Below are 16,947 nucleotides of genomic sequence, written 5' to 3'. Positions count from 1 at the left end.
ACGGAGACTTCGACATGAGCTCGCACGGCATCGTCCTGTTCGGCCACGGCGCCCGCGATCCGCGCTGGGCCGAGCCGTTCGAGCGGCTCGCCGCGCGGCTGCGCGGCGCCGGCTCCCCTGCGTCGCACGTGTCGCTCGCGTTCCTCGAGCTGATGACGCCGTCGCTCGGTGAGGCCGTGGCCGCGCAAGTCGCCGCCGGCTGCACGCGCATCACCGTGGTACCCGTGTTCTTCGGCCAGGGCGGCCATATCCGCCGCGACCTGCCGCAGCTCGTCGATGCGTGCCGCGCCGCGCATCCGGGCGTCGAGATCCGCTGCGCGACGGCTGTCGGCGAAGACGACGGCGTGCTCGACGCGATCGCACGCTATTGCATCGACCGGATCGGCGACGACGCGTAAGCGCAACGGCGGCTCCAAATAAAAAAGCGCTGGCTTCCGCCAGCGCTTTTTTATTTCGGACTGCGGCCGGCTTCCGCTCAGGCGGCAGTCCGCAACGAATCGCCCTCTTTCGCGTGCCGTGCGCGCTCGGCGAACGCATCGCCGATCATCAGCAGGCTCGGTTCCGCGGGATCGAGCCACGCCTGCGCGTCGCCAGCCGCCATCTGCGCGAGCGTCAGCGTCAGCGAGCGCTCGCGCGCGGTACTGCATGCCTCGACGATCGCCACGGGCGTCGCCGGCGCACGGCCGGCATCGATCAACTCCTGCGCGATGCCGGGGGCACTGTCGCGGCCCATGTAGTAGACGATCGAATCGGCGCGCGCGGCTTCGCGGATCTCGTCGCTGCCCGGCGCACGGCTGTGCGTCGCGAACGCGACGCTGCGCGACACGCCGCGCAGCGTCAGCGAACGCTTCAGCGTCGCCGCGCCGGCCAGCGCTGCGGTGATGCCCGGCACGACCTCGTAGTCGATGCCGGCCTCATCGAGCGCGCGCATTTCCTCTTCGGCGCGACCGAACAGCATCGGGTCGCCGCCCTTCAGCCGCACGACGCACGCATGCTCGCGCGCCGCATCGACGATCTGCTTGTTGATGAAGTGCTGCGCGGTCGAGCGCTGCCCGCAGCGCTTGCCGACCGCGATCCTGCGCGCGTTCGGCGCGTAGTCGAGCATCGCGGGCTCGACCAGCGCATCGTGCAGCACGACGTCGGCCTGCGCCAGCAGCCGCGCGCCGCGCACCGTGATGAGGTCCGCTGCGCCCGGCCCCGCTCCGATCAGATATACCTTGCCCATGTTTGTCGCTTCGCTTGTCCTGCGGACGGCGGCGTCCGGTCCGCGCCGCCGCATGGCGGCGCGGTTCGCCGGTTGTTACGCCGAGAACGCCCGGATCATGCCTGCGGCGACCGTGTGGTGCGTCGCCTCGTCGATCAGCACGAACGCGCCCGTGCCCGGATGCGCATCGTACGTGTCGCAGACGATCGGCTTCTGCAGCGTCAGCGCGACGCGGCCGATGTCGTTCATCTTCAGTTCGTGACGGTCGATCGCGTGCGACAGCGTATGCACGTCGAGCACCTGCTTGACCGCGCCGATCTTCACGAACACCGTGCTCGTGGTCTGCTTCAGCAGGTACTTGCGCTGCTGCGACAGCGGCGCTTCGTCGAACCAGCACAGGTCGGCCTCGAGCTTCTTGGCCGGCTCGACCGGCTCGGCGGTCGTGACGAACATGTCGCCGCGCGACACGTCGACATCCTGTTCGAGACGGATCGTCACCGTCTGGCCCGCGAACGCTTGCGCGACGGACGCGGTGCCGCCGGGCACCGGCGCGACGATCTCGGCGATCGTCGCGGTGCGGTTCGACGGCAGCACGACGATCTCGTCGCCGACCTTCACCTCGCCCGACTCGATGCGGCCCATGTAGCCGCGGAAATCGTCGGCCGAGCTGCCGTCCTGGCGCGCGACCCACTGCACCGGGAAGCGCAGTGCGTCATGCGCCTGCGTCTCCACCGGCAGCGCCTCGAGCACGTCGAGGAGCGGCTCGCCCGCATACCACGGCATGCGCTCGCTCGCGCCGACGATGTTGTCGCCCTTCAGCGCCGACACCGGCACGAAGCGCACATCGTCGAGGCCGAGCTGCTTCGCGAGCGCGACGTACGCGTCGCGGATCTCGTTGAAGCGCGCCTCGCTGTAGTCGACGAGGTCCATCTTGTTGATCGCGACGATCACGTGCTGCAGCGCGAGCAGCTTGACGATCGCGCTGTGGCGTTTCGTTTGCGGCAGCAGTTCGGCAACGCCGTTTTCGACCGTCACGCGCGTCGCGTCGATCAGGATGATCGCCGCGTGCGCGGTCGACGCGCCGGTCACCATGTTGCGCGTGTACTGCTCGTGGCCCGGCGTATCGGCGATGATGAACTTGCGCTTCGCGGTCGCGAAGTAGCGGTATGCGACGTCGATCGTGATGCCCTGCTCGCGCTCGGCTTCGAGGCCGTCGGTCAGCAGCGCGAGGTCGAGCTCGTCGCCCACCGTGCGCTTGTTCTTCGCGCGCGACAGCGCGGACAGCTGGTCGGACAGCACGGCCTTGCTGTCGTACAGCAGGCGGCCGATCAGCGTGCTCTTGCCGTCGTCGACGCTGCCCGCGGTAATGAAGCGCAGCACGCCGAGGTCTTCGTGATTTTCGATGATGCTCATGATGTGAATGTCCTCGTGTGCTTCAGAAATAACCTTGCTTCTTGCGCTGTTCCATCGCGGCTTCGGAGGTCTGGTCGTCCATCCGCGTCGCGCCGCGCTCGGTGATCTCGGTCACCGCGGTCTCGGCGATGATCTTCTCGACGTCGTCCGCGTCGCTCTCGACCGGGCACGTGCAGCTGATGTCGCCGACCGTGCGGAAGCGCACCTGGGCGACTTCGCTCGTCTCGCCATCGCGCATCGGCGTGAGCGGCGTGACGGGCACGAGCAGGCCGTTGCGACGCACGATCTCGCGCTGGTGCGCGTAGTAGATCGACGGCAGTTCGAGGTTCTCGCGCGCGATGTACTGCCACACGTCGAGCTCGGTCCAGTTCGAGATCGGGAACACGCGCAGGTGCTCGCCTTTATGCAGCCGTGCGTTGAAGAGGCTCCACAGCTCCGGGCGCTGCGCCTTCGGATCCCACTGGCCGAATTCGTCGCGGAACGAGAAGATGCGCTCCTTCGCCCGCGCCTTCTCTTCGTCGCGGCGCGCGCCGCCGATCAGCGCGGTGTAGCCGTGCTGCTCGATCGTCTCGAGCAGCGTGACGGCCTGCGCGGCGTTGCGCGAATCGGTTTCGCGGCGCAGCACGACCGTACCGCGCTTGATCGAATCCTCGACGTGGCCGACCACCAGCTCGGCGCCGAGCTCCTGCGCGCGGCGGTCGCGGAAATCGATCACTTCGTCGTAGTTGTGGCCCGTGTCGATGTGCACGAGCGGGAACGGCAGCGTCGTCTTGCGGTTCGCGCCGAGGCCGAACGCCTTCAGTGCCAGATGCAGCACGACGACCGAATCCTTGCCGCCCGAGAACAACAGCGCCGGCTTGCTGCATTCGGCGACCAGTTCGCGCAGGATGTGGATCGACTCGGCTTCGAGCCAGTCGAGGTGGCCCATGCGGCTGTCGCCGCCGGTGGCCGGGGCAAAGGCGGATTGCTCGAGCGTCGTGCTCATGGTTTCAGTCCTTCTCTTCTGGGTTCGTGTCGCCCGCTGTCGCAGGCGGCGCAATATTCAGTTTCTTGTGACGCGTTCAGTGCGCGGCGCCGGCTTCGGCACTCGCGGGAATCGGCGTGATCGTGATGTGCAGCCCGCATTCCTTCGTGTCGCGCGATTCCCACCACCAGCGGCCCGCGCGGCTGTCCTCGCCGGGGCGGATCGCGCGCGTGCAGGGCTCGCAGCCGATGCTCGGGTAGCCGCGCGCATGCAGCGGGTTGACCGGCACGTCGAACGCGCCAAGGTACGCCCACACATCGGCTTCCGTCCAGTCGGCGAGCGGGTTGTACTTCGCGATCCCGCGCGCTTCGTCCTGTTCTTCCTCGTGCAGCTCCGCACGCGTGACCGACTGCTCGCGGCGCTGGCCCGTGACCCACGCGCCGACATCGGCCAGCGCGCGGTTCAGCGGCTCGACCTTGCGGATGTGACAGCACGACTTGCGCAGCTCGACACTCTCGTAGAACGCGTTCAGGCCGTGCTCGGCGACGTACTGGTCGACCGCATCCTGCTGCGGATGGAACTGCTCGATCTCGTAGCCGTAGCGCTCGCGCACGCGGTCGATCATGCCGAGCGTCTCCGCATGCAGGCGGCCCGTGTTCAGCGAGAAGATGCCGATCGACACGCCCTTCGACAGGATCGCGTGCGTGAGCAGCATGTCTTCCGCGGCGAGGCTGCTCGCGAACTTCACCTTCTCGTGACGTGCGCCGATCTGCGCGAGCAGCGCGTCGAGGCGCTCGACCTTCGCGGCGAGTTCCGGCGTCAGCGCGGTAGCGGTACTCATGCGCCCACCTTGGCGTCGGCCGCGGCGGCGCGGCGGCGGAACAGCGGCGCCGGCTCGTCGAACGCGCCCTGATAGCGCTGCGTGAATTCCGTGAACGCATTCAGCGCGTCGTGGATGTCCCGGTCGGCGCGCACCGCGAATGCGTCGAAGCCGCAACGCGACATGTACAGCAACTGGTCGCGCAGCACGTCGCCGATCGCGCGCAGCTCGCCCGTCCAGCCGTAACGCTCGCGCAGCAGGCGCGCGATGCTGTAGCCGCGGCCGTCCGCGAAGCGCGGGAAGTCGACGGCAATCAGCGAAATCGCGCCGAAATCGGCCACGAGATCGGCCGGCTCGCTGTCCGGCGCGAGCCACACGCCGAGTTCGTCCTTCGTCTTCGCGGCGACGAGCGCCGCGCGCTCGGCCTGCCACAACGCGAACGGCACCAGCACCTTGCCGGCCGGCAACGCGTCGACCGCGGGCAGCGCACCGTCTTCCGCCGCGCGCACGACCTGCCATGCATCGTCGATCACTGCGCGGTTCTTGATAATCGAAGCCATCTGCAAATTCCTTGTACCCGGTTGGTTACGCGTTCACTGCCTGGCGCGCCGCATACACGCGCTCCTTGAACGGCGCGATGCCGATGCGGTCGTACGTGTCGACGAAGCGCTCGCCGTCGATGCGTGCTTCGACGAACGTGTCGATCAGCTTCGCGATCACGCCCGGCACCTCTTCCGCCGAGAACGACGGCCCGATCACGCGGCCGAGGCGCGCGCCGTTGTGGCCCGTGCCCTGCTCGCCGCCGAGCGACACCTGGTACCACTCGGCGCCGTCCTTGTCGACGCCGAGGATGCCGATGTTGCCGACGTGGTGATGGCCGCACGAGTTCATGCAACCGGAAATGTTCAGCGACAGGTCGCCGAGGTCGTACACGTAGTCGAGATCGTCGAAACGCTGCTGGATCGCCAGCGCGATCGGGATCGACTTCGCGTTCGCGAGCGAGCAGAAATCGCCGCCCGGGCACGCGATGATGTCGGTCAGCAGGCCGATGTTCGGCGTCGCGAAACCGGCCGCCTTCGCCTTTTCCCACACCGCGAACAGGTCGCGCTTCTTCACGTTCGCGAGGATCAGGTTCTGCTCGTGCGACACGCGCAGTTCGCCGAACGAGTATGCGTCGGCCCAGTCGGCGACCAGCTCCATCTGCTGGTCGGTCGCGTCGCCCGGCGCCACGCGGTGATCCTTCAGCGACAGCGTGACGGCCGCGTAGCCGGACACCTTGTGCGGCGCGACGTTGCGCTCGACCCAGCGCGCGAACGCCTTGTTCTCGAGCAGGTGCTGTTCGAACGATGCGTCGGTGTCGGCCAGCTTCTCGTAGACGGGCGGCTTGAAATACTGCGACACGCGGTCGACTTCCGCCTGCGTGAGCGTCGACGGGCCGTCCTTCAGGTGCTGCCACTCTTCCTCCACCTGCTGCGCGAACTTCGCGGGCGACAGCGCCTTCACGAGAATCTTGATACGCGCCTTGTACAGGTTGTCGCGGCGGCCGAAGCGGTTATACACGCGCAGCACGGCTTCGCAGTAGGTGAGCAGGTGCTGCCACGGCAGGTCTTCCTTGATCACCGCGCCGATGATCGGCGTACGGCCGAGGCCGCCGCCCGCGAGGATGCTCGCGACCACCTCGCCCTGCGCGTTCTTCTTCAGGTACACGCCGAGATCGTGGATCTGCACGGCCGCGCGGTCGTGCTTCGAACCCGACACCGCGATCTTGAACTTGCGCGGCAGCCACGCGAATTCGGGATGGAACGTCGACCACTGGCGCAGGATTTCCGACCACGGACGCGGATCGATCTCCTCGTCCTGCGCGACGCCCGCGAACTGGTCCGCCGTGATGTTGCGGATGCAGTTGCCCGAGGTCTGGATGCCGTGCATCTGCACCGACGCGAGCTTCGCGAGGATCTCGGGCGTGTCTTCAAGCTGGATCCAGTTGAACTGGATGTTCGAGCGGGTCGAGAAGTGGCCGTAGCCGCGATCGTGTTCGCGGGCGATGCGCGCCAGCATCCGGAGCTGGTCGCTGCGCAGGTTGCCGTACGGAATCGCGATGCGGTGCATGTATGCGTGGCGCTGCATGTACAGGCCGTTCTGCAGACGCAGCGGACGGAATTCGTCTTCGCTCAACTCGCCCGACAAGCGGCGGCGCACCTGATCGCGGTACTGCGCGACACGCTCGTCAACGATCGTCTGGTCGTATTGGTCGTACTGATACATTCGGGGACCCCAGGGGTTTTCGTGGTGACCGCGCGACGTCCTAGCCACGTCGCGCCCGAATCTCCGTTCCACCGTCACTGCCACCGGCCATCCGCTGCCCGGTGGATTGCTAATGACGAAAACAGATATCCATATTTGAAAAACTCCGGTGAATCGTAATAAACTCGCCTTATATTTCAAACGACTAAAAAATTCTGTTGATATGCGGAAGGGTTATAAATGAACCTGCACCAATTTCGCTTCGTGCGCGAGGCCGTCCGGCAGAATTTCAACCTCACCGAGGCCGCCAAGGCGCTCTACACGTCGCAGCCGGGGGTGTCGAAGGCGATCATCGAGCTCGAGGACGAGCTGGGCGTGGAGATCTTCACGCGGCACGGCAAGCGCGTGCGCTCGCTCACCGAGCCGGGCAGGATCATCCTCGCGTCGGTCGAGCGGATCCTGCAGGAGGTTGAAAGCCTAAAAAGGGTCGGGAAGGATTACGCCGCGCAGGACCAGGGCAACCTGACCATAGCGGCCACCCACACGCAGGCCCGCTACTCGCTGCCGGCCGCGATCGCCGAATTCAAGAAGCGCTTCCCGAAGGTGCACCTGTCGATCCTGCAGGGCAGCCCGACGCAGGTGGCCGAGATGGTGATCCACGACCAGGCCGATCTCGCGATCGCGACCGAGGCAATCTCCGACTACAAGGAACTCGTGTCGCTGCCCTGCTTCCAGTGGCACCACGCGGCCGTCGTGCCGGCCGATCACCCGCTGCTCGAACGCAAGCCGCCGTCGCTCGACGATCTCGCGCAATATCCGCTGATCACGTACGACGACGCGTTCGCCGGCCGCAAGAAGATCAACCAGGCGTTCGCGCTGCGCGGGCTGTCGCCGGACATCGTGCTCGAGGCGATCGACGCCGACGTGATCAAGACCTACGTCGAGCTCGGCCTCGGCGTCGGGATCATGGCCGACATCGCGTTCAACCCCGAGCGCGACCGCAACCTGCGCCTGATCCCGGTCGGCCACCTGTTCGGCAGCAACGTGACGCGCGTCGCGCTCAAGCAGGGTGCCTACCTGCGCAGCTATGTGTATACGCTCGTCGAACTGCTGTCGCCGACGCTGAACCGCAAGCTGATCGAGCAGGCGCTCAAGGGCGAATCCGAATCGTACGAACTGTAAGCGCCCTCGGACCTGTCGCTTCGCGCCATACCCCCAAGGGGGTCAAGAAAACCTGGGGCGGCCCGGCGTTTTCCTGAAATCGGCGTGTATAAATACAGGGGCGCATATCGCGCCCCTTTTTGCTGCCCGACGGAGATTCCCGCATGACGCTTTCCGCCCTGCTGCGCCGCGCCGCCGGCGCCGCCCTCGTGCTGGCCTGCGCGGCCGCGCAGGCCGACCTGAAGGTCGGCGTCGACCTGTCGTCGACCGGCCCTGCCGCCGCGATCGGCATCACGAGCAAGAACGCCATCCTGATGTGGCCGAAGACGATCGCCGGGCAGCCGGTGCAGGTAACGGTGCTCGACGACGCGTCCGACCCGGGCACCGCGGTGCGCAACATCCGCAAGCTGGTCGACGAGGATCACGTCGACGTCGTGGTCGGGCCGAACATCACGCCGGCCGCACTCGCGGCGCTCGACGCGGTGGCCGCCGGGCAGACGCCGATGGTCACGCTGGTCGGCTCCGGCGCGATCGTCGAGCCGCAGGAAGGCGCGCGGACCTGGGCGTTCAAGATGGCGCAGAGCGACCGCGCGATGGCCGACGTGATGACACGCGCCATGTCGAACCGCGGCGTGAAGACGGTCGGCTTCATCGGCTTCGCGGACAGCTACGGCGACAGCTGGCTGAACGAGTTCACGCGCTTCGCCGACCTGCGCAAGATCCGCGTCGTCGCGACCGAGCGCTTCAACCGCACCGATGCGAGCGTCACGGGCCAGGCGCTGAAGCTGATCGCGGCGAAACCCGATGCGATCCTGATCGCGGGCTCGGGCACGCCGGCCGTGCTGCCGCAGCGCACGCTGATCGAGCGGGGCTACAAGGGCGCGATCTATCAGACCCACGGGATCGCGACGCCGGAATTCATCAAGCTCGGCGGCAAGGACGTCGACGGGACGCTGTTCCCGACCCAGCCGGTCGTCGTCGCGCGCACGCTGCCGGCCGACCATCCGGCGCGCAAGGCCGCGCTCGCGTTCGTCGACGCGTACGAGGCGAAGTACGGCGCAGGCACGGTCACGCAGTTCGCGGGCGACGCGGCTGGCGTCTACCCGCGCCTCGCCGACGCGGTCGGCCGCGCACTGAAGAGCGCGCAGCCCGGCACGCCGGCGTTCCGCGCGGCGCTGCGCCGCGAACTCGAACGCGCGCATGAGCTCATCGTGCCGAACGGGGTCGTCAACACCAGCGACAAGGATCATGTCGGGCTCGACCAGCGCGCGAGCGTGATGGGGATCATCAAACATGGCCAGTTCGTGTACCTGAGCCAGTAGTACGCGGCCGGTCGCCGGGCTGCTTGCCCGGTGCCCGGTTTTCCGCCATAATTCGCGTTTCGCCGCGCACAATCGCATGCGCGGCCAGGAACAAGCCCAGGTGGTGAAATTGGTAGACGCAGGGGACTCAAAATCCCCCGCCGCAAGGCGTGCCGGTTCGATTCCGGCCCTGGGCACCAGCATTTCGCAGCGCCACGCGCTGCACCTGTCGAAACCCGCGCAAGCTCACAGCTTCGCGGGTTTTTTGTTTTTCGCCGCGCGCAACCTGCACCGCAACGCGTGACCTCGCCCGGCAGTCCAAGCATCAGGGAATGCAGCACGGAGGCCGGCCATGTGCACGCGCGCCATTTCAAGCCCGATTTGCCGCGGCGTGCTCGCCGCGGTTCTGTCGCTCATGCTGGGCGGATGCGACGTGTTGAGCGCGCCGCCCGTGCCCGACTGGCCGGGACCGCATGCGCCCTATCCGTTCCCGGACAACGTCCCCCATCGCACCGAATGACCCGACGGCCGCCCGGCCGCCTTTCGTCGCCGCGCAACCTCAGGCCATCAGCTCGCGGACGAAGTCGAGAAACACCCGCACCTTCGCGGAGACGAGGTTCGACGCGTGGTGATACGCATAAAGCGGGAACGTCTCGTCCGCCCATTCCGGCAGCAGCAGGACCAGCCGCCCGTCGGCGAGGATGTCCCGCGCGTAGAGTTCCAGCAGCTGCGCGACGCCCGCGCCGCCGAGGCAGGCGCCGAGCAGCGCGCCCGTGTCGTTGACCATCAGCCGGCCGCCCGCATCGAACGGCACCACCTCGTTGCCGCGATGGAAGACCCATTCGAACGGCCGCCCCGTTACCGGATCGCGGATCAGCACGCAACGATGCCCGTCCGCGAGATCGTGCGGATGCCGCGGTTCGCCGTGACGCGCGACATAGGCCGCCGACGCGCAGGTGAGCACGCGCGTCTCGAGCAGCAGCCGCGCGCGGTATGACGACGGCTCCGGAATGCCGAAGCGCACCGCCACGTCGAAGCCGTCGGCGACGAGATCGCCCATCCGGTCGCGCACGCTGATCTCGACGGACAGTTCAGGGAAGCGGTCGAGGAATTCCGCCATCCGCGGCGCCAGCACGTAGTGGCCGAACGTACCGTCCACGTTGACCCGCAGCCGCCCCCTGACGCGCGCCCTGGAACGGCCGGCGTCGACCGCCGCCTCCTCGATGCCGGCCAGCAGCGGCGCGACCGCCTCGTAAAAGCGCCGCCCTTCGTCGGTCAGCGTGATCGCGCGCGCCGTCCGGTTGAAGATCCGGATGCCGACGCGCTCTTCCAGCCGCGCGACGGCGCGGCTCACGGCCGGCTGCGTCAGCCCCATCGCCTCGCCCGCGCGCGCGAAGGTGCCGGCCTCGATCACCGCCGAGAGCACGCCGATACCGCTCAGGAGCCTGCTGTCGAATGCCATGAGACATACTTTTAGTCATTCTTGATCTGATCATTATTCATTATTTTTATTGATCGAGGAAGCCTACATTAGTCCTGTCGCCGGCTCGTACGGCACTCACGAACCAAGGAGCAAGGACATGAGCACATCGGAAAAGGTCGCCCTCGTCACGGGTTCTTCGCGCGGCATCGGCGCGGAAATCGCCCGCCGTCTCGCCCGGGACGGTTTCAGGGTCGTCGTGAACTATGCCGGCAGCGCCGGCCCCGCGCAGGAAGTGGTCGACGCGATCGTCGCCGACGGCGGCGAAGCCGTCGCGGTGCAGGCGGACGTCGCCGCCCCGGCGGCGCCCGCCGCGCTGTTCGACACGGCCGAGCGCGCGTTCGGCCGCGTCGACGTGGTCGTCAACAGCGCGGGCGTGATGAAGCTCGCCGCGATCGCCGACGTCGACGACGCGGACTTCGACCAGATCGTCGCGATCAACCTGAAGGGCGCATTCAACGTCAGCCGCGAGGCGGCGAAACGCCTGCGCGACGGCGGCCGCATCGTCAACCTGTCGTCGAGCGTGATCGGCATGCGCCTGCCGACCTACGGCGTGTACATCGCGACCAAGGCGGCCGTCGAGGGCCTGACGCAGGTTCTCGCGCAGGAGATGCGCGGCCGCGGCATCAGCGTGAATGCGGTCGCGCCGGGGCCGGTCGCGACCGAGCTGTTCCTGCAGGGCAAGAGCCCCGAACTCGTCGACCGGATGGCGAAGATGAATCCGCTGGAACGGCTCGGCCAGCCCGCGGACATCGCCGGCGTCGTCGCGTTCCTCGCCGGCCCCGACGGCGCGTGGGTCAACGGCCAGGTCCTGCGTGCCAACGGCGGCATGTGCTGACGAACCGCACGCCGCGCCCGCTCCGTCACACTTGCAGGAGATCGATCATGAAGGAAGTCATTCTCGTCACCGGTGCGTCCAGCGGCTTCGGCCTGCTGACCGCCCAGGCACTCGCCCGTGCCGGCCATACGGTCTACGCGTCGATGCGCGAAAGCGCCGGCCGCAACGCGCCGCGCGTCGCAACCATCGCCGCCTATGCGCGGGAACACGATGTCGACCTGCGCACCGTCGAACTCGACGTCGGCGACGACGCGTCCGTCGACGCCGCAATCGACCGCGTGATCGCCGACAACGGCCGCCTCGACATCGTCGTCCACAACGCCGGCCACATGGTGTTCGGCCCGGCCGAGGCGTTCACGCCCGAACAGCTGGCGCAGCTCTACGACATCAACGTCGTGTCGACCCAGCGCGTGAACCGGGCGGCGCTACCGCACCTGCGCCGCCAGGGGCGCGGCCTGCTGGTGTGGGTGTCGTCCTCGTCGGCGCGCGGCGGCACGCCGCCGTTCCTCGCGCCCTACTTCGCCGCGAAGGCCGCGATGGATTCGCTCGCGGTGTCGTATGCGGCCGAGCTCGCCCGCTGGGGCATCGAAACGTCGATCGTCGTGCCGGGCGCGTTCACCCGGGGCACGAATCACTTCGTCCACGCGGGCAAGCCGGCCGATACCGTCGTGCAGGCGGCCTACGACAGCGGGCCGTACGCGGGCGTCGCCGAGCAGGCGCTGCAGGGCCTCGCCGCGCTCGAACCCGCGGACGCCGATGCCGGTGCCGTCGCGACGGCGATCGCCGACCTCGTCGCCGCGCCGGCCGGCAAGCGCCCGTATCGCGTGTTCGTCGATCCGTCGCAGGACGGCGCAGAGGAAGTGTTCCGCGTCGGCGATCGCATCCGCCGCGAGATGTTCCGGAACATCGGCCTCGCCGACCTGCTCGCGCCCCGCGTCGGCGGTTGATTCCCTGCGCGTCGGGCCGGCCGACGCGCGTCAGTCGCGCTCGCAGAACCCGAGGATCGCGTCGGCGACTGCCGCCGGCGCCTCGCGCTGCGGAAAATGCCCCACGCCGTCCAGCACCTGCCGCGCGTAGCGCCCGGTGAAGAACCGTTCGCGCCCAGCCGAGCTGTCCGGATGATTGCAGGTATCCGCGCCGCCGTGCAGCACGAGCGTCGGCACCGACAGCACGGGTGCCGGATTCAGCCGCGCATTGTCGTCGGCATAGGCCGGCGCGCCCGGCGCGAACCCCCAGCGATGCCGGTACGAATGCAGCACGACGTCGATCCAGTCGGGCCCGTCGAACGCGGCGGCGGCCGCATCGAAATCGCCGTCGCGATACCAGCCGGGCGGCGACCACGTGTCCCACATCACGCGAGCAAACGCACGGCGATCGTCGCGCAGCGCCTGCTCGCCGCGCGGCGTCGCCATGAACCAGTGATACCAGTAGTTGCGCGCCTGCTGCAGCGACAGCGGCTGACCGGGATCGTTGGTGCCGTACCCGACCGACAGCATCACCAGATGCGATGAGACGCCGTCGCACAGCCCGCACGCGTTCGCGACCGCGCGGGCGCCCCAGTCGTGCCCGACCAGCACGGGCCGCTCGACGCCGAGCACATCGACGAATTCGAGCAGGTCACGCCCGAGCGCCGCGAGCTCGCCGCTGCGCGGCACGGATGCGTCGCGAAAGCGCGTCGGCGCAAAGCCGCGCAGCGCGGGCGCGAGTACGCGGTAGCCGCGCGCGGCAAGCGCCGCCGCCACGGGCTCCCAGCCGACCGGGCTGTCCGGCCAGCCGTGCAGCAGCACGGCCACGCGCTCGCCGCGCGGGTTCCATTCGAGATAGGCGATATCGAGCGACGCGGTCGTCGCATGCGCATAGGCAGTCATCGTGTTCTCCGTCGGGTCAACTTGAGCAGACGATGGTAGGCCGGCCTTTCATCACGATTCACGGAGTATCATGATTCATTCATCGAATATCGCGTTGAATTGACCCATGGAACCGCTGACCGATCCCGCGTCGACCTCGCTCGACATCGCGCTGCTGCGCACCTTCCTCGAAGTCGTCGACAGCCGCGGGTTCGCGCCGGCAGCAGAACGCCTCGCGCTGACGCCGTCGGCCGTCAGCGGCCATATCAAGCGGCTCGAGCAGGCGGCCGGCACCGTGCTGCTCGCGCGCACGACGCGCCGCATCGCGCTCACGCCGGCGGGCGACACGCTGTACACGTACGCGCGCAACATCGTCGACATGGAGCGCGAAGTGCGCGCGAGGCTGCGCGGCGCGCCGGCGCACGGGCGGCTGCGCGTCGGTGCATCGGAGGATTTCGCGGGTGCGTGGCTGCCTCACGTGCTGCGCACGTTCCGCGACCGCCATCCGCGTACGGTGATCGAGCTGAAGGTCGGGATCACCGCGTCGCTGCTGCGCGAGCAGGCGCTCGGCCGGCTCGATGTCGTGTTCGGCAAGCAGTGCCGACAGGTCGACGCGTCGGGCGAACTGCTGTGGGAAGAACCGCTCGTATGGGCATTCGCGTCTGACCGCACGCTCGACGCCGGCGGCGAAGTGCCGCTCGCGCTGTTTCCGGAACCGTGCGTCTATCGTGAAGCCGTCGTATCGGCGCTCGCCGCCGCGCTGCGGCCGTTTCGCGTGCTGTTCGAGAGCAGCAGCATGGCCGGCTGCGTGTCGGCCGCGCTCGCGGGCTTCGCGGTCACCGCGCTGGCGCGCAGCCAGCTGCGCGACGGGCTGCGCGCGTGCGGGCCGCAGGACGGCCTGCCCGCGCTGCCGGCCGCGCGTTTTTATGCGTTCGCGTCGAAGCCGGACGGCGCCGGCGCGGCACTGATCGAAGCGGTGCGGGAAGTCGGGCGCAACCGGCGGTTCACAGCGCCGGCCGACTGAAACACGCGCGACGGCGCACGACGCAAACCGGCCGCCCCGGTCAATCGCCTTCCGCGCCCTTCCCGGCCGCCGCCCCTGTCAACGCATCCGCCATCAGCTCCCCAAACCAATCCACGAACGCGTTGAGCCGGCGCGACCGGTGCCGCCGGTGCGGATACACGGCCGACACGTCCATCGGCTCGGCGCGGTGGCCGGGCATCACGTCGACGAGCGCGCCGCTGTCGAGCAGATGCTCGACGTCGAACCGCGGAATCTGGATCAGCCCCATCCCGGCGATGCAGCCGGCGATATAGGTTTCGGCGTTGTTGACGATCACGCGGCTCGGCAGCGTCAGCGTGTGCCGCTCGCCGTCCACGCAGTATTCCCAGCCGAGCTCGCGCCCCGTCGTCGGCGACGCATAGCCGATCGCCCAGTGCCCGTGCGCGAGCGCATCCGGATGCTCGGGCACGCCGCATTCGCGCAGATAGTCGGGGCTCGCGCAGTTGATCAGCGTGAACTGCCCGAGCGGCCGCACGACGAGGCTGCTGTCGGCAAGCCGCCCGACGCGGATCGCGCAGTCGACGCCCTCCTGTACGAGGTCGATCGAGCGGTCCGTCGAGCCGAGCGACAGTTGCAGCTTCGGGTAGCGGCGAAACAGCGACGGCAGCGCGGGCGCGACCACGCGGCGCGCGATCCGGCTAGGCACGTCGACGTTCAACCGCCCGACCACGTCGCGGTCGCGGCGGCGGAACAGTCGGTCGAGTTCGTCGGCCTCGGCGAGCAGGCGCCGGCCGCGTTCGAGCAGCAGCGCGCCGTCGGCGGTCAGCTGCACCTGACGCGTCGTGCGGTGCAAGAGGCGCGTGCCGAGCCCCGCCTCGAGCTGCTGGACGGCCGCCGACACGGTCGCGCGCGGCACGTCGAGCGCATGCGCGGCCTTGATGAAGCTGCCCATCTCGGCAACCTGCAGGAAGATTCTGACCTGATCCAGCTTGTCCATTGGCGGGGAACATGGGTTCGGACGGCCGTCGCCGGCAGCCGTCGCGCATCGCGGCAGGGTCCGGCGGCACAGAGAAAACGGGCGCGCGGCCTCGCGGCTGCGCGCCCGTCCATTGTCCACGCAATCGGCACATTGCGGTGCACGGTGCGCCGCGCGCCGGAAGCGGCCGGCGCGGCCCGGTATGTGATCGGCTGTCTGGTTGGTTACTTGGTCGTATAGCCGCCGTTGATCAGGATCGTCTGGCCCGTGATCCACCAGCCGTCGGTCACCAGATGGCGGATGAACGGCACGACGTCCTCGATGTCGGTCAGGCCCGTCTTGCTGAACGGCGACAGCGCGGCCGCCGTCTTGTGATACGCGACCGCATCGGCGCCCTCGGCCGGATAGAAGAACGGCGTGTCCATCGGGCCGGGCCCGACGGCCGTCACCGAGATCCCGCGTGCGCCGTACTCCTTCGACGCCGCGCGCGTGAAGTGCTCGACCGGCGCCTTCGACCCTTCGTACGCCGCATAGAACGGCGTGAACGCGCCGAGCAGCGACGTCACGAGCGTGACGAGCTTGCCGTGATCCTCGAGGTGCCGCCCCGCTTCCTTGATGAAGAAGAACGCCGACTTGCTGTTGACCGCGAACATCTCGTCGTACTCGGCTTCGCTGATCTCGGTGAACGGCTTCTTCAGCACCTTGCCGACCGTATTGATCGCGATGTCGATCTTGCCGAAGCGCTGCTTCGCATCGTCGAACAGCTTCTCGACCGCGGCGGCCGTCGTCAGGTCGGCCTGGAACGTCGCGGCTTCGGCGCCGGCCGCGCGCACCGCGGCGGCCGTCTCCTCGGCCTGCGCCTGCGACGCCGCGCTGTTGTAGTGAATCGCCACCGCCTTCGCGCCGTGGCCCGCCAGGTCCCGCGCGATCAGGCCGCCGAGATTCTTTGCGCCGCCTGCGATCAGGACGACCTTGTCTGCGAGCGTGTGAGTAGCCACGGTTGACTCCTTTTTCCGTTGAACGAAGCTAGGAGTGTAGGCACGCGGGACGCGCAGGTCAGCCGGCCGCGGCTGGATGAATTATCCAGAAAATCGATCCAATCGGAACGTCGCGGTGTGCTCTGCCGCACCGACGGCGGCGCCGGAATCCGCTCGCGGCGGCGCGAGCGCCGGCCGGTTCAGCGTGCGTACAGCGCCGCGTCGATCTTGCCGAGCAGCCACTGCATGCCGGCCAGATGCTGCTGGTCGTGGCTGCACAGGTAATGGACGAGCCCGCGCACGGTCAGCGACCCGTAGCCGTCGAACTCGCCGATACGCTCGAACTGTTCGGGCGTGAGGCGCGACACGAGGTCCAGCGTCTCGCGTCGCGCTTCGCGGATCGCCGCGAGCACGTCGGACGCATAGGCATCGTTGTAGCGGCGCTCGATCGCGAGCGCATCACCGTCGATCGACACGAGCAGCGGCCGATCTTCGTCGAGCATCCGCCGCAGCCGCACGTGATAACCGTCAATCTCGATGTCGCGCACATGGCAGAGCTGCCCGAGCGGCGAGAAGTGCTCGCTCGGGATCCCGGCCCAGTCGTCGGGCGTCCAGCGCGCGTAGCCGTCGGGCACGGCCGCGAAATGGGCTTCGAGCAGACGGGGGAAATCGGCGAGTGCATCGAGCGTCGTCGGATTCACGCGGGAAACTCCCTGTCG

18 protein-coding genes and 1 tRNA gene are annotated in these 16,947 nt (G+C 68.3%); 8 read left to right on the top strand and 11 right to left on the bottom strand.

All coding sequences use genetic code 11. From position 1 onward, the window contains the following. Positions 1 to 14 precede the first annotated feature (14 nt). A complete protein-coding gene (locus tag KVT39_RS19940; protein WP_034178781.1) occupies positions 15 to 398 on the top strand; it encodes a sirohydrochlorin chelatase in 384 nt (127 codons plus the stop codon). A gap of 77 nt (positions 399 to 475) precedes the next feature. On the opposite strand, the gene cobA is transcribed toward KVT39_RS19940, so the two are convergent. The 6 genes from cobA to KVT39_RS19910 form a co-directional block, all read right to left on the bottom strand. After that, complete coding sequence (gene cobA, locus KVT39_RS19935; RefSeq protein WP_034178782.1) at positions 476 to 1,225, bottom strand: uroporphyrinogen-III C-methyltransferase; 750 nt, start codon at positions 1,223 to 1,225, stop codon at positions 476 to 478. Positions 1,226 to 1,300: 75 nt separating this feature from the next. Continuing rightward, positions 1,301 to 2,617: a sulfate adenylyltransferase subunit 1 gene (locus KVT39_RS19930; RefSeq protein ID WP_217590036.1), complete on the bottom strand. Its 1,317-nt coding sequence runs from the start codon at positions 2,615 to 2,617 to the stop codon at positions 1,301 to 1,303. 22 nt (positions 2,618 to 2,639) lie between these two features. Further along, complete coding sequence (cysD, locus tag KVT39_RS19925) at positions 2,640 to 3,602, bottom strand: sulfate adenylyltransferase subunit CysD (protein WP_034178784.1); 963 nt, start codon at positions 3,600 to 3,602, stop codon at positions 2,640 to 2,642. 76 nt (positions 3,603 to 3,678) lie between these two features. After that, positions 3,679 to 4,422: a phosphoadenylyl-sulfate reductase gene (locus KVT39_RS19920; protein ID WP_072443577.1), complete on the bottom strand. Its 744-nt coding sequence runs from the start codon at positions 4,420 to 4,422 to the stop codon at positions 3,679 to 3,681. After that, a complete protein-coding gene (locus tag KVT39_RS19915) occupies positions 4,419 to 4,961 on the bottom strand; it encodes a DUF934 domain-containing protein (protein ID WP_175749824.1) in 543 nt (180 codons plus the stop codon). Before KVT39_RS19915 ends, KVT39_RS19920 begins: the two co-directional genes overlap by 4 nt. A 25-nt stretch (positions 4,962 to 4,986) precedes the next feature. Continuing rightward, positions 4,987 to 6,666, bottom strand: coding sequence for a nitrite/sulfite reductase (locus KVT39_RS19910; protein ID WP_034178787.1), 1,680 nt, complete (start codon positions 6,664 to 6,666; stop codon positions 4,987 to 4,989). A gap of 219 nt (positions 6,667 to 6,885) precedes the next feature. Between KVT39_RS19910 and KVT39_RS19905 the strand changes: the two genes are divergently transcribed. The 4 genes from KVT39_RS19905 to KVT39_RS19890 all read left to right on the top strand — a co-directional run bounded on the left by KVT39_RS19905 (position 6,886) and on the right by KVT39_RS19890 (position 9,627). Continuing rightward, positions 6,886 to 7,827: a CysB family HTH-type transcriptional regulator gene (locus KVT39_RS19905; protein WP_034178788.1), complete on the top strand. Its 942-nt coding sequence runs from the start codon at positions 6,886 to 6,888 to the stop codon at positions 7,825 to 7,827. Positions 7,828 to 7,970: 143 nt separating this feature from the next. Continuing rightward, on the top strand, positions 7,971 to 9,128 hold the full coding sequence (locus KVT39_RS19900; protein WP_034178789.1) for an ABC transporter substrate-binding protein: 1,158 nt from the start codon (positions 7,971 to 7,973) through the stop codon (positions 9,126 to 9,128). A 94-nt stretch (positions 9,129 to 9,222) separates the two neighbouring features. Further along, a tRNA-Leu gene (locus tag KVT39_RS19895) sits at positions 9,223 to 9,307 on the top strand. 152 nt (positions 9,308 to 9,459) lie between these two features. Beyond that, positions 9,460 to 9,627, top strand: a complete 168-nt coding sequence (locus KVT39_RS19890; RefSeq protein ID WP_217590035.1) for a hypothetical protein — start codon at positions 9,460 to 9,462, stop codon at positions 9,625 to 9,627. A 39-nt stretch (positions 9,628 to 9,666) separates the two neighbouring features. Here the strand turns inward: KVT39_RS19890 and KVT39_RS19885 are convergent, their stop codons facing one another. After that, positions 9,667 to 10,569, bottom strand: a complete 903-nt coding sequence (locus KVT39_RS19885) for a LysR family transcriptional regulator (protein WP_217590034.1) — start codon at positions 10,567 to 10,569, stop codon at positions 9,667 to 9,669. A gap of 118 nt (positions 10,570 to 10,687) precedes the next feature. On the opposite strand from KVT39_RS19885, the gene KVT39_RS19880 reads away from it, so the two are divergent. Next, a complete protein-coding gene (locus KVT39_RS19880; protein WP_217590033.1) occupies positions 10,688 to 11,425 on the top strand; it encodes an SDR family oxidoreductase in 738 nt (245 codons plus the stop codon). 47 nt (positions 11,426 to 11,472) lie between these two features. Continuing rightward, positions 11,473 to 12,372 (top strand): SDR family oxidoreductase, encoded by a 900-nt coding sequence (locus KVT39_RS19875; protein ID WP_034178792.1) that lies wholly within the window; start codon positions 11,473 to 11,475, stop codon positions 12,370 to 12,372. A gap of 30 nt (positions 12,373 to 12,402) precedes the next feature. Here the strand turns inward: KVT39_RS19875 and KVT39_RS19870 are convergent, their stop codons facing one another. Then, a complete protein-coding gene (locus tag KVT39_RS19870) occupies positions 12,403 to 13,293 on the bottom strand; it encodes an alpha/beta fold hydrolase (RefSeq protein WP_034178793.1) in 891 nt (296 codons plus the stop codon). Positions 13,294 to 13,399: 106 nt separating this feature from the next. On the opposite strand from KVT39_RS19870, the gene KVT39_RS19865 reads away from it, so the two are divergent. Next, on the top strand, positions 13,400 to 14,296 hold the full coding sequence (locus tag KVT39_RS19865; RefSeq protein WP_217590032.1) for a LysR family transcriptional regulator: 897 nt from the start codon (positions 13,400 to 13,402) through the stop codon (positions 14,294 to 14,296). Between the two features lie 40 nt (positions 14,297 to 14,336). Here the strand turns inward: KVT39_RS19865 and KVT39_RS19860 are convergent, their stop codons facing one another. From KVT39_RS19860 to KVT39_RS19850, 3 genes are all read right to left on the bottom strand, one after another. Next, entirely contained in the window at positions 14,337 to 15,272 is a 936-nt protein-coding gene (locus tag KVT39_RS19860; protein ID WP_034178795.1) for a LysR family transcriptional regulator, read from the bottom strand. 203 nt (positions 15,273 to 15,475) lie between these two features. Further along, the gene (locus KVT39_RS19855) at positions 15,476 to 16,249 is read right to left on the bottom strand and encodes an SDR family oxidoreductase (RefSeq protein ID WP_006478064.1); all 774 of its coding nucleotides are present in this window, start codon (positions 16,247 to 16,249) and stop codon (positions 15,476 to 15,478) included. Between the two features lie 179 nt (positions 16,250 to 16,428). After that, a complete protein-coding gene (locus KVT39_RS19850) occupies positions 16,429 to 16,929 on the bottom strand; it encodes a DinB family protein (RefSeq protein WP_034178796.1) in 501 nt (166 codons plus the stop codon). Between the last annotated feature and the right edge of the window lie 18 nt (positions 16,930 to 16,947).

The sequence above is a fragment of the Burkholderia sp. GbtcB21 genome, from assembly GCF_019091065.1.
Classification (GTDB): Bacteria; Pseudomonadota; Gammaproteobacteria; order Burkholderiales; family Burkholderiaceae; genus Burkholderia; species Burkholderia pyrrocinia_C.
This window is presented reverse-complemented; position numbering and strand designations above follow the sequence as displayed.

What these genes read in the sequence shown, in the direction of transcription:
- KVT39_RS19940 (WP_034178781.1), top strand. Translation starts at nt 15, where the DNA reads ATGAGCTCGCACGGCATCGTCCTGTTCGGCCACGGCGCCCGCGATCCG.
- cobA (WP_034178782.1), bottom strand. Translation starts at nt 1,225, where the DNA reads ATGGGCAAGGTATATCTGATCGGAGCGGGGCCGGGCGCAGCGGACCTC.
- KVT39_RS19930 (WP_217590036.1), bottom strand. Translation starts at nt 2,617, where the DNA reads ATGAGCATCATCGAAAATCACGAAGACCTCGGCGTGCTGCGCTTCATT.
- cysD (WP_034178784.1), bottom strand. Translation starts at nt 3,602, where the DNA reads ATGAGCACGACGCTCGAGCAATCCGCCTTTGCCCCGGCCACCGGCGGC.
- KVT39_RS19920 (WP_072443577.1), bottom strand. Translation starts at nt 4,422, where the DNA reads ATGAGTACCGCTACCGCGCTGACGCCGGAACTCGCCGCGAAGGTCGAG.
- KVT39_RS19915 (WP_175749824.1), bottom strand. Translation starts at nt 4,961, where the DNA reads ATGGCTTCGATTATCAAGAACCGCGCAGTGATCGACGATGCATGGCAG.
- KVT39_RS19910 (WP_034178787.1), bottom strand. Translation starts at nt 6,666, where the DNA reads ATGTATCAGTACGACCAATACGACCAGACGATCGTTGACGAGCGTGTC.
- KVT39_RS19905 (WP_034178788.1), top strand. Translation starts at nt 6,886, where the DNA reads ATGAACCTGCACCAATTTCGCTTCGTGCGCGAGGCCGTCCGGCAGAAT.
- KVT39_RS19900 (WP_034178789.1), top strand. Translation starts at nt 7,971, where the DNA reads ATGACGCTTTCCGCCCTGCTGCGCCGCGCCGCCGGCGCCGCCCTCGTG.
- KVT39_RS19890 (WP_217590035.1), top strand. Translation starts at nt 9,460, where the DNA reads ATGTGCACGCGCGCCATTTCAAGCCCGATTTGCCGCGGCGTGCTCGCC.
- KVT39_RS19885 (WP_217590034.1), bottom strand. Translation starts at nt 10,569, where the DNA reads ATGGCATTCGACAGCAGGCTCCTGAGCGGTATCGGCGTGCTCTCGGCG.
- KVT39_RS19880 (WP_217590033.1), top strand. Translation starts at nt 10,688, where the DNA reads ATGAGCACATCGGAAAAGGTCGCCCTCGTCACGGGTTCTTCGCGCGGC.
- KVT39_RS19875 (WP_034178792.1), top strand. Translation starts at nt 11,473, where the DNA reads ATGAAGGAAGTCATTCTCGTCACCGGTGCGTCCAGCGGCTTCGGCCTG.
- KVT39_RS19870 (WP_034178793.1), bottom strand. Translation starts at nt 13,293, where the DNA reads ATGACTGCCTATGCGCATGCGACGACCGCGTCGCTCGATATCGCCTAT.
- KVT39_RS19865 (WP_217590032.1), top strand. Translation starts at nt 13,400, where the DNA reads ATGGAACCGCTGACCGATCCCGCGTCGACCTCGCTCGACATCGCGCTG.
- KVT39_RS19860 (WP_034178795.1), bottom strand. Translation starts at nt 15,272, where the DNA reads ATGGACAAGCTGGATCAGGTCAGAATCTTCCTGCAGGTTGCCGAGATG.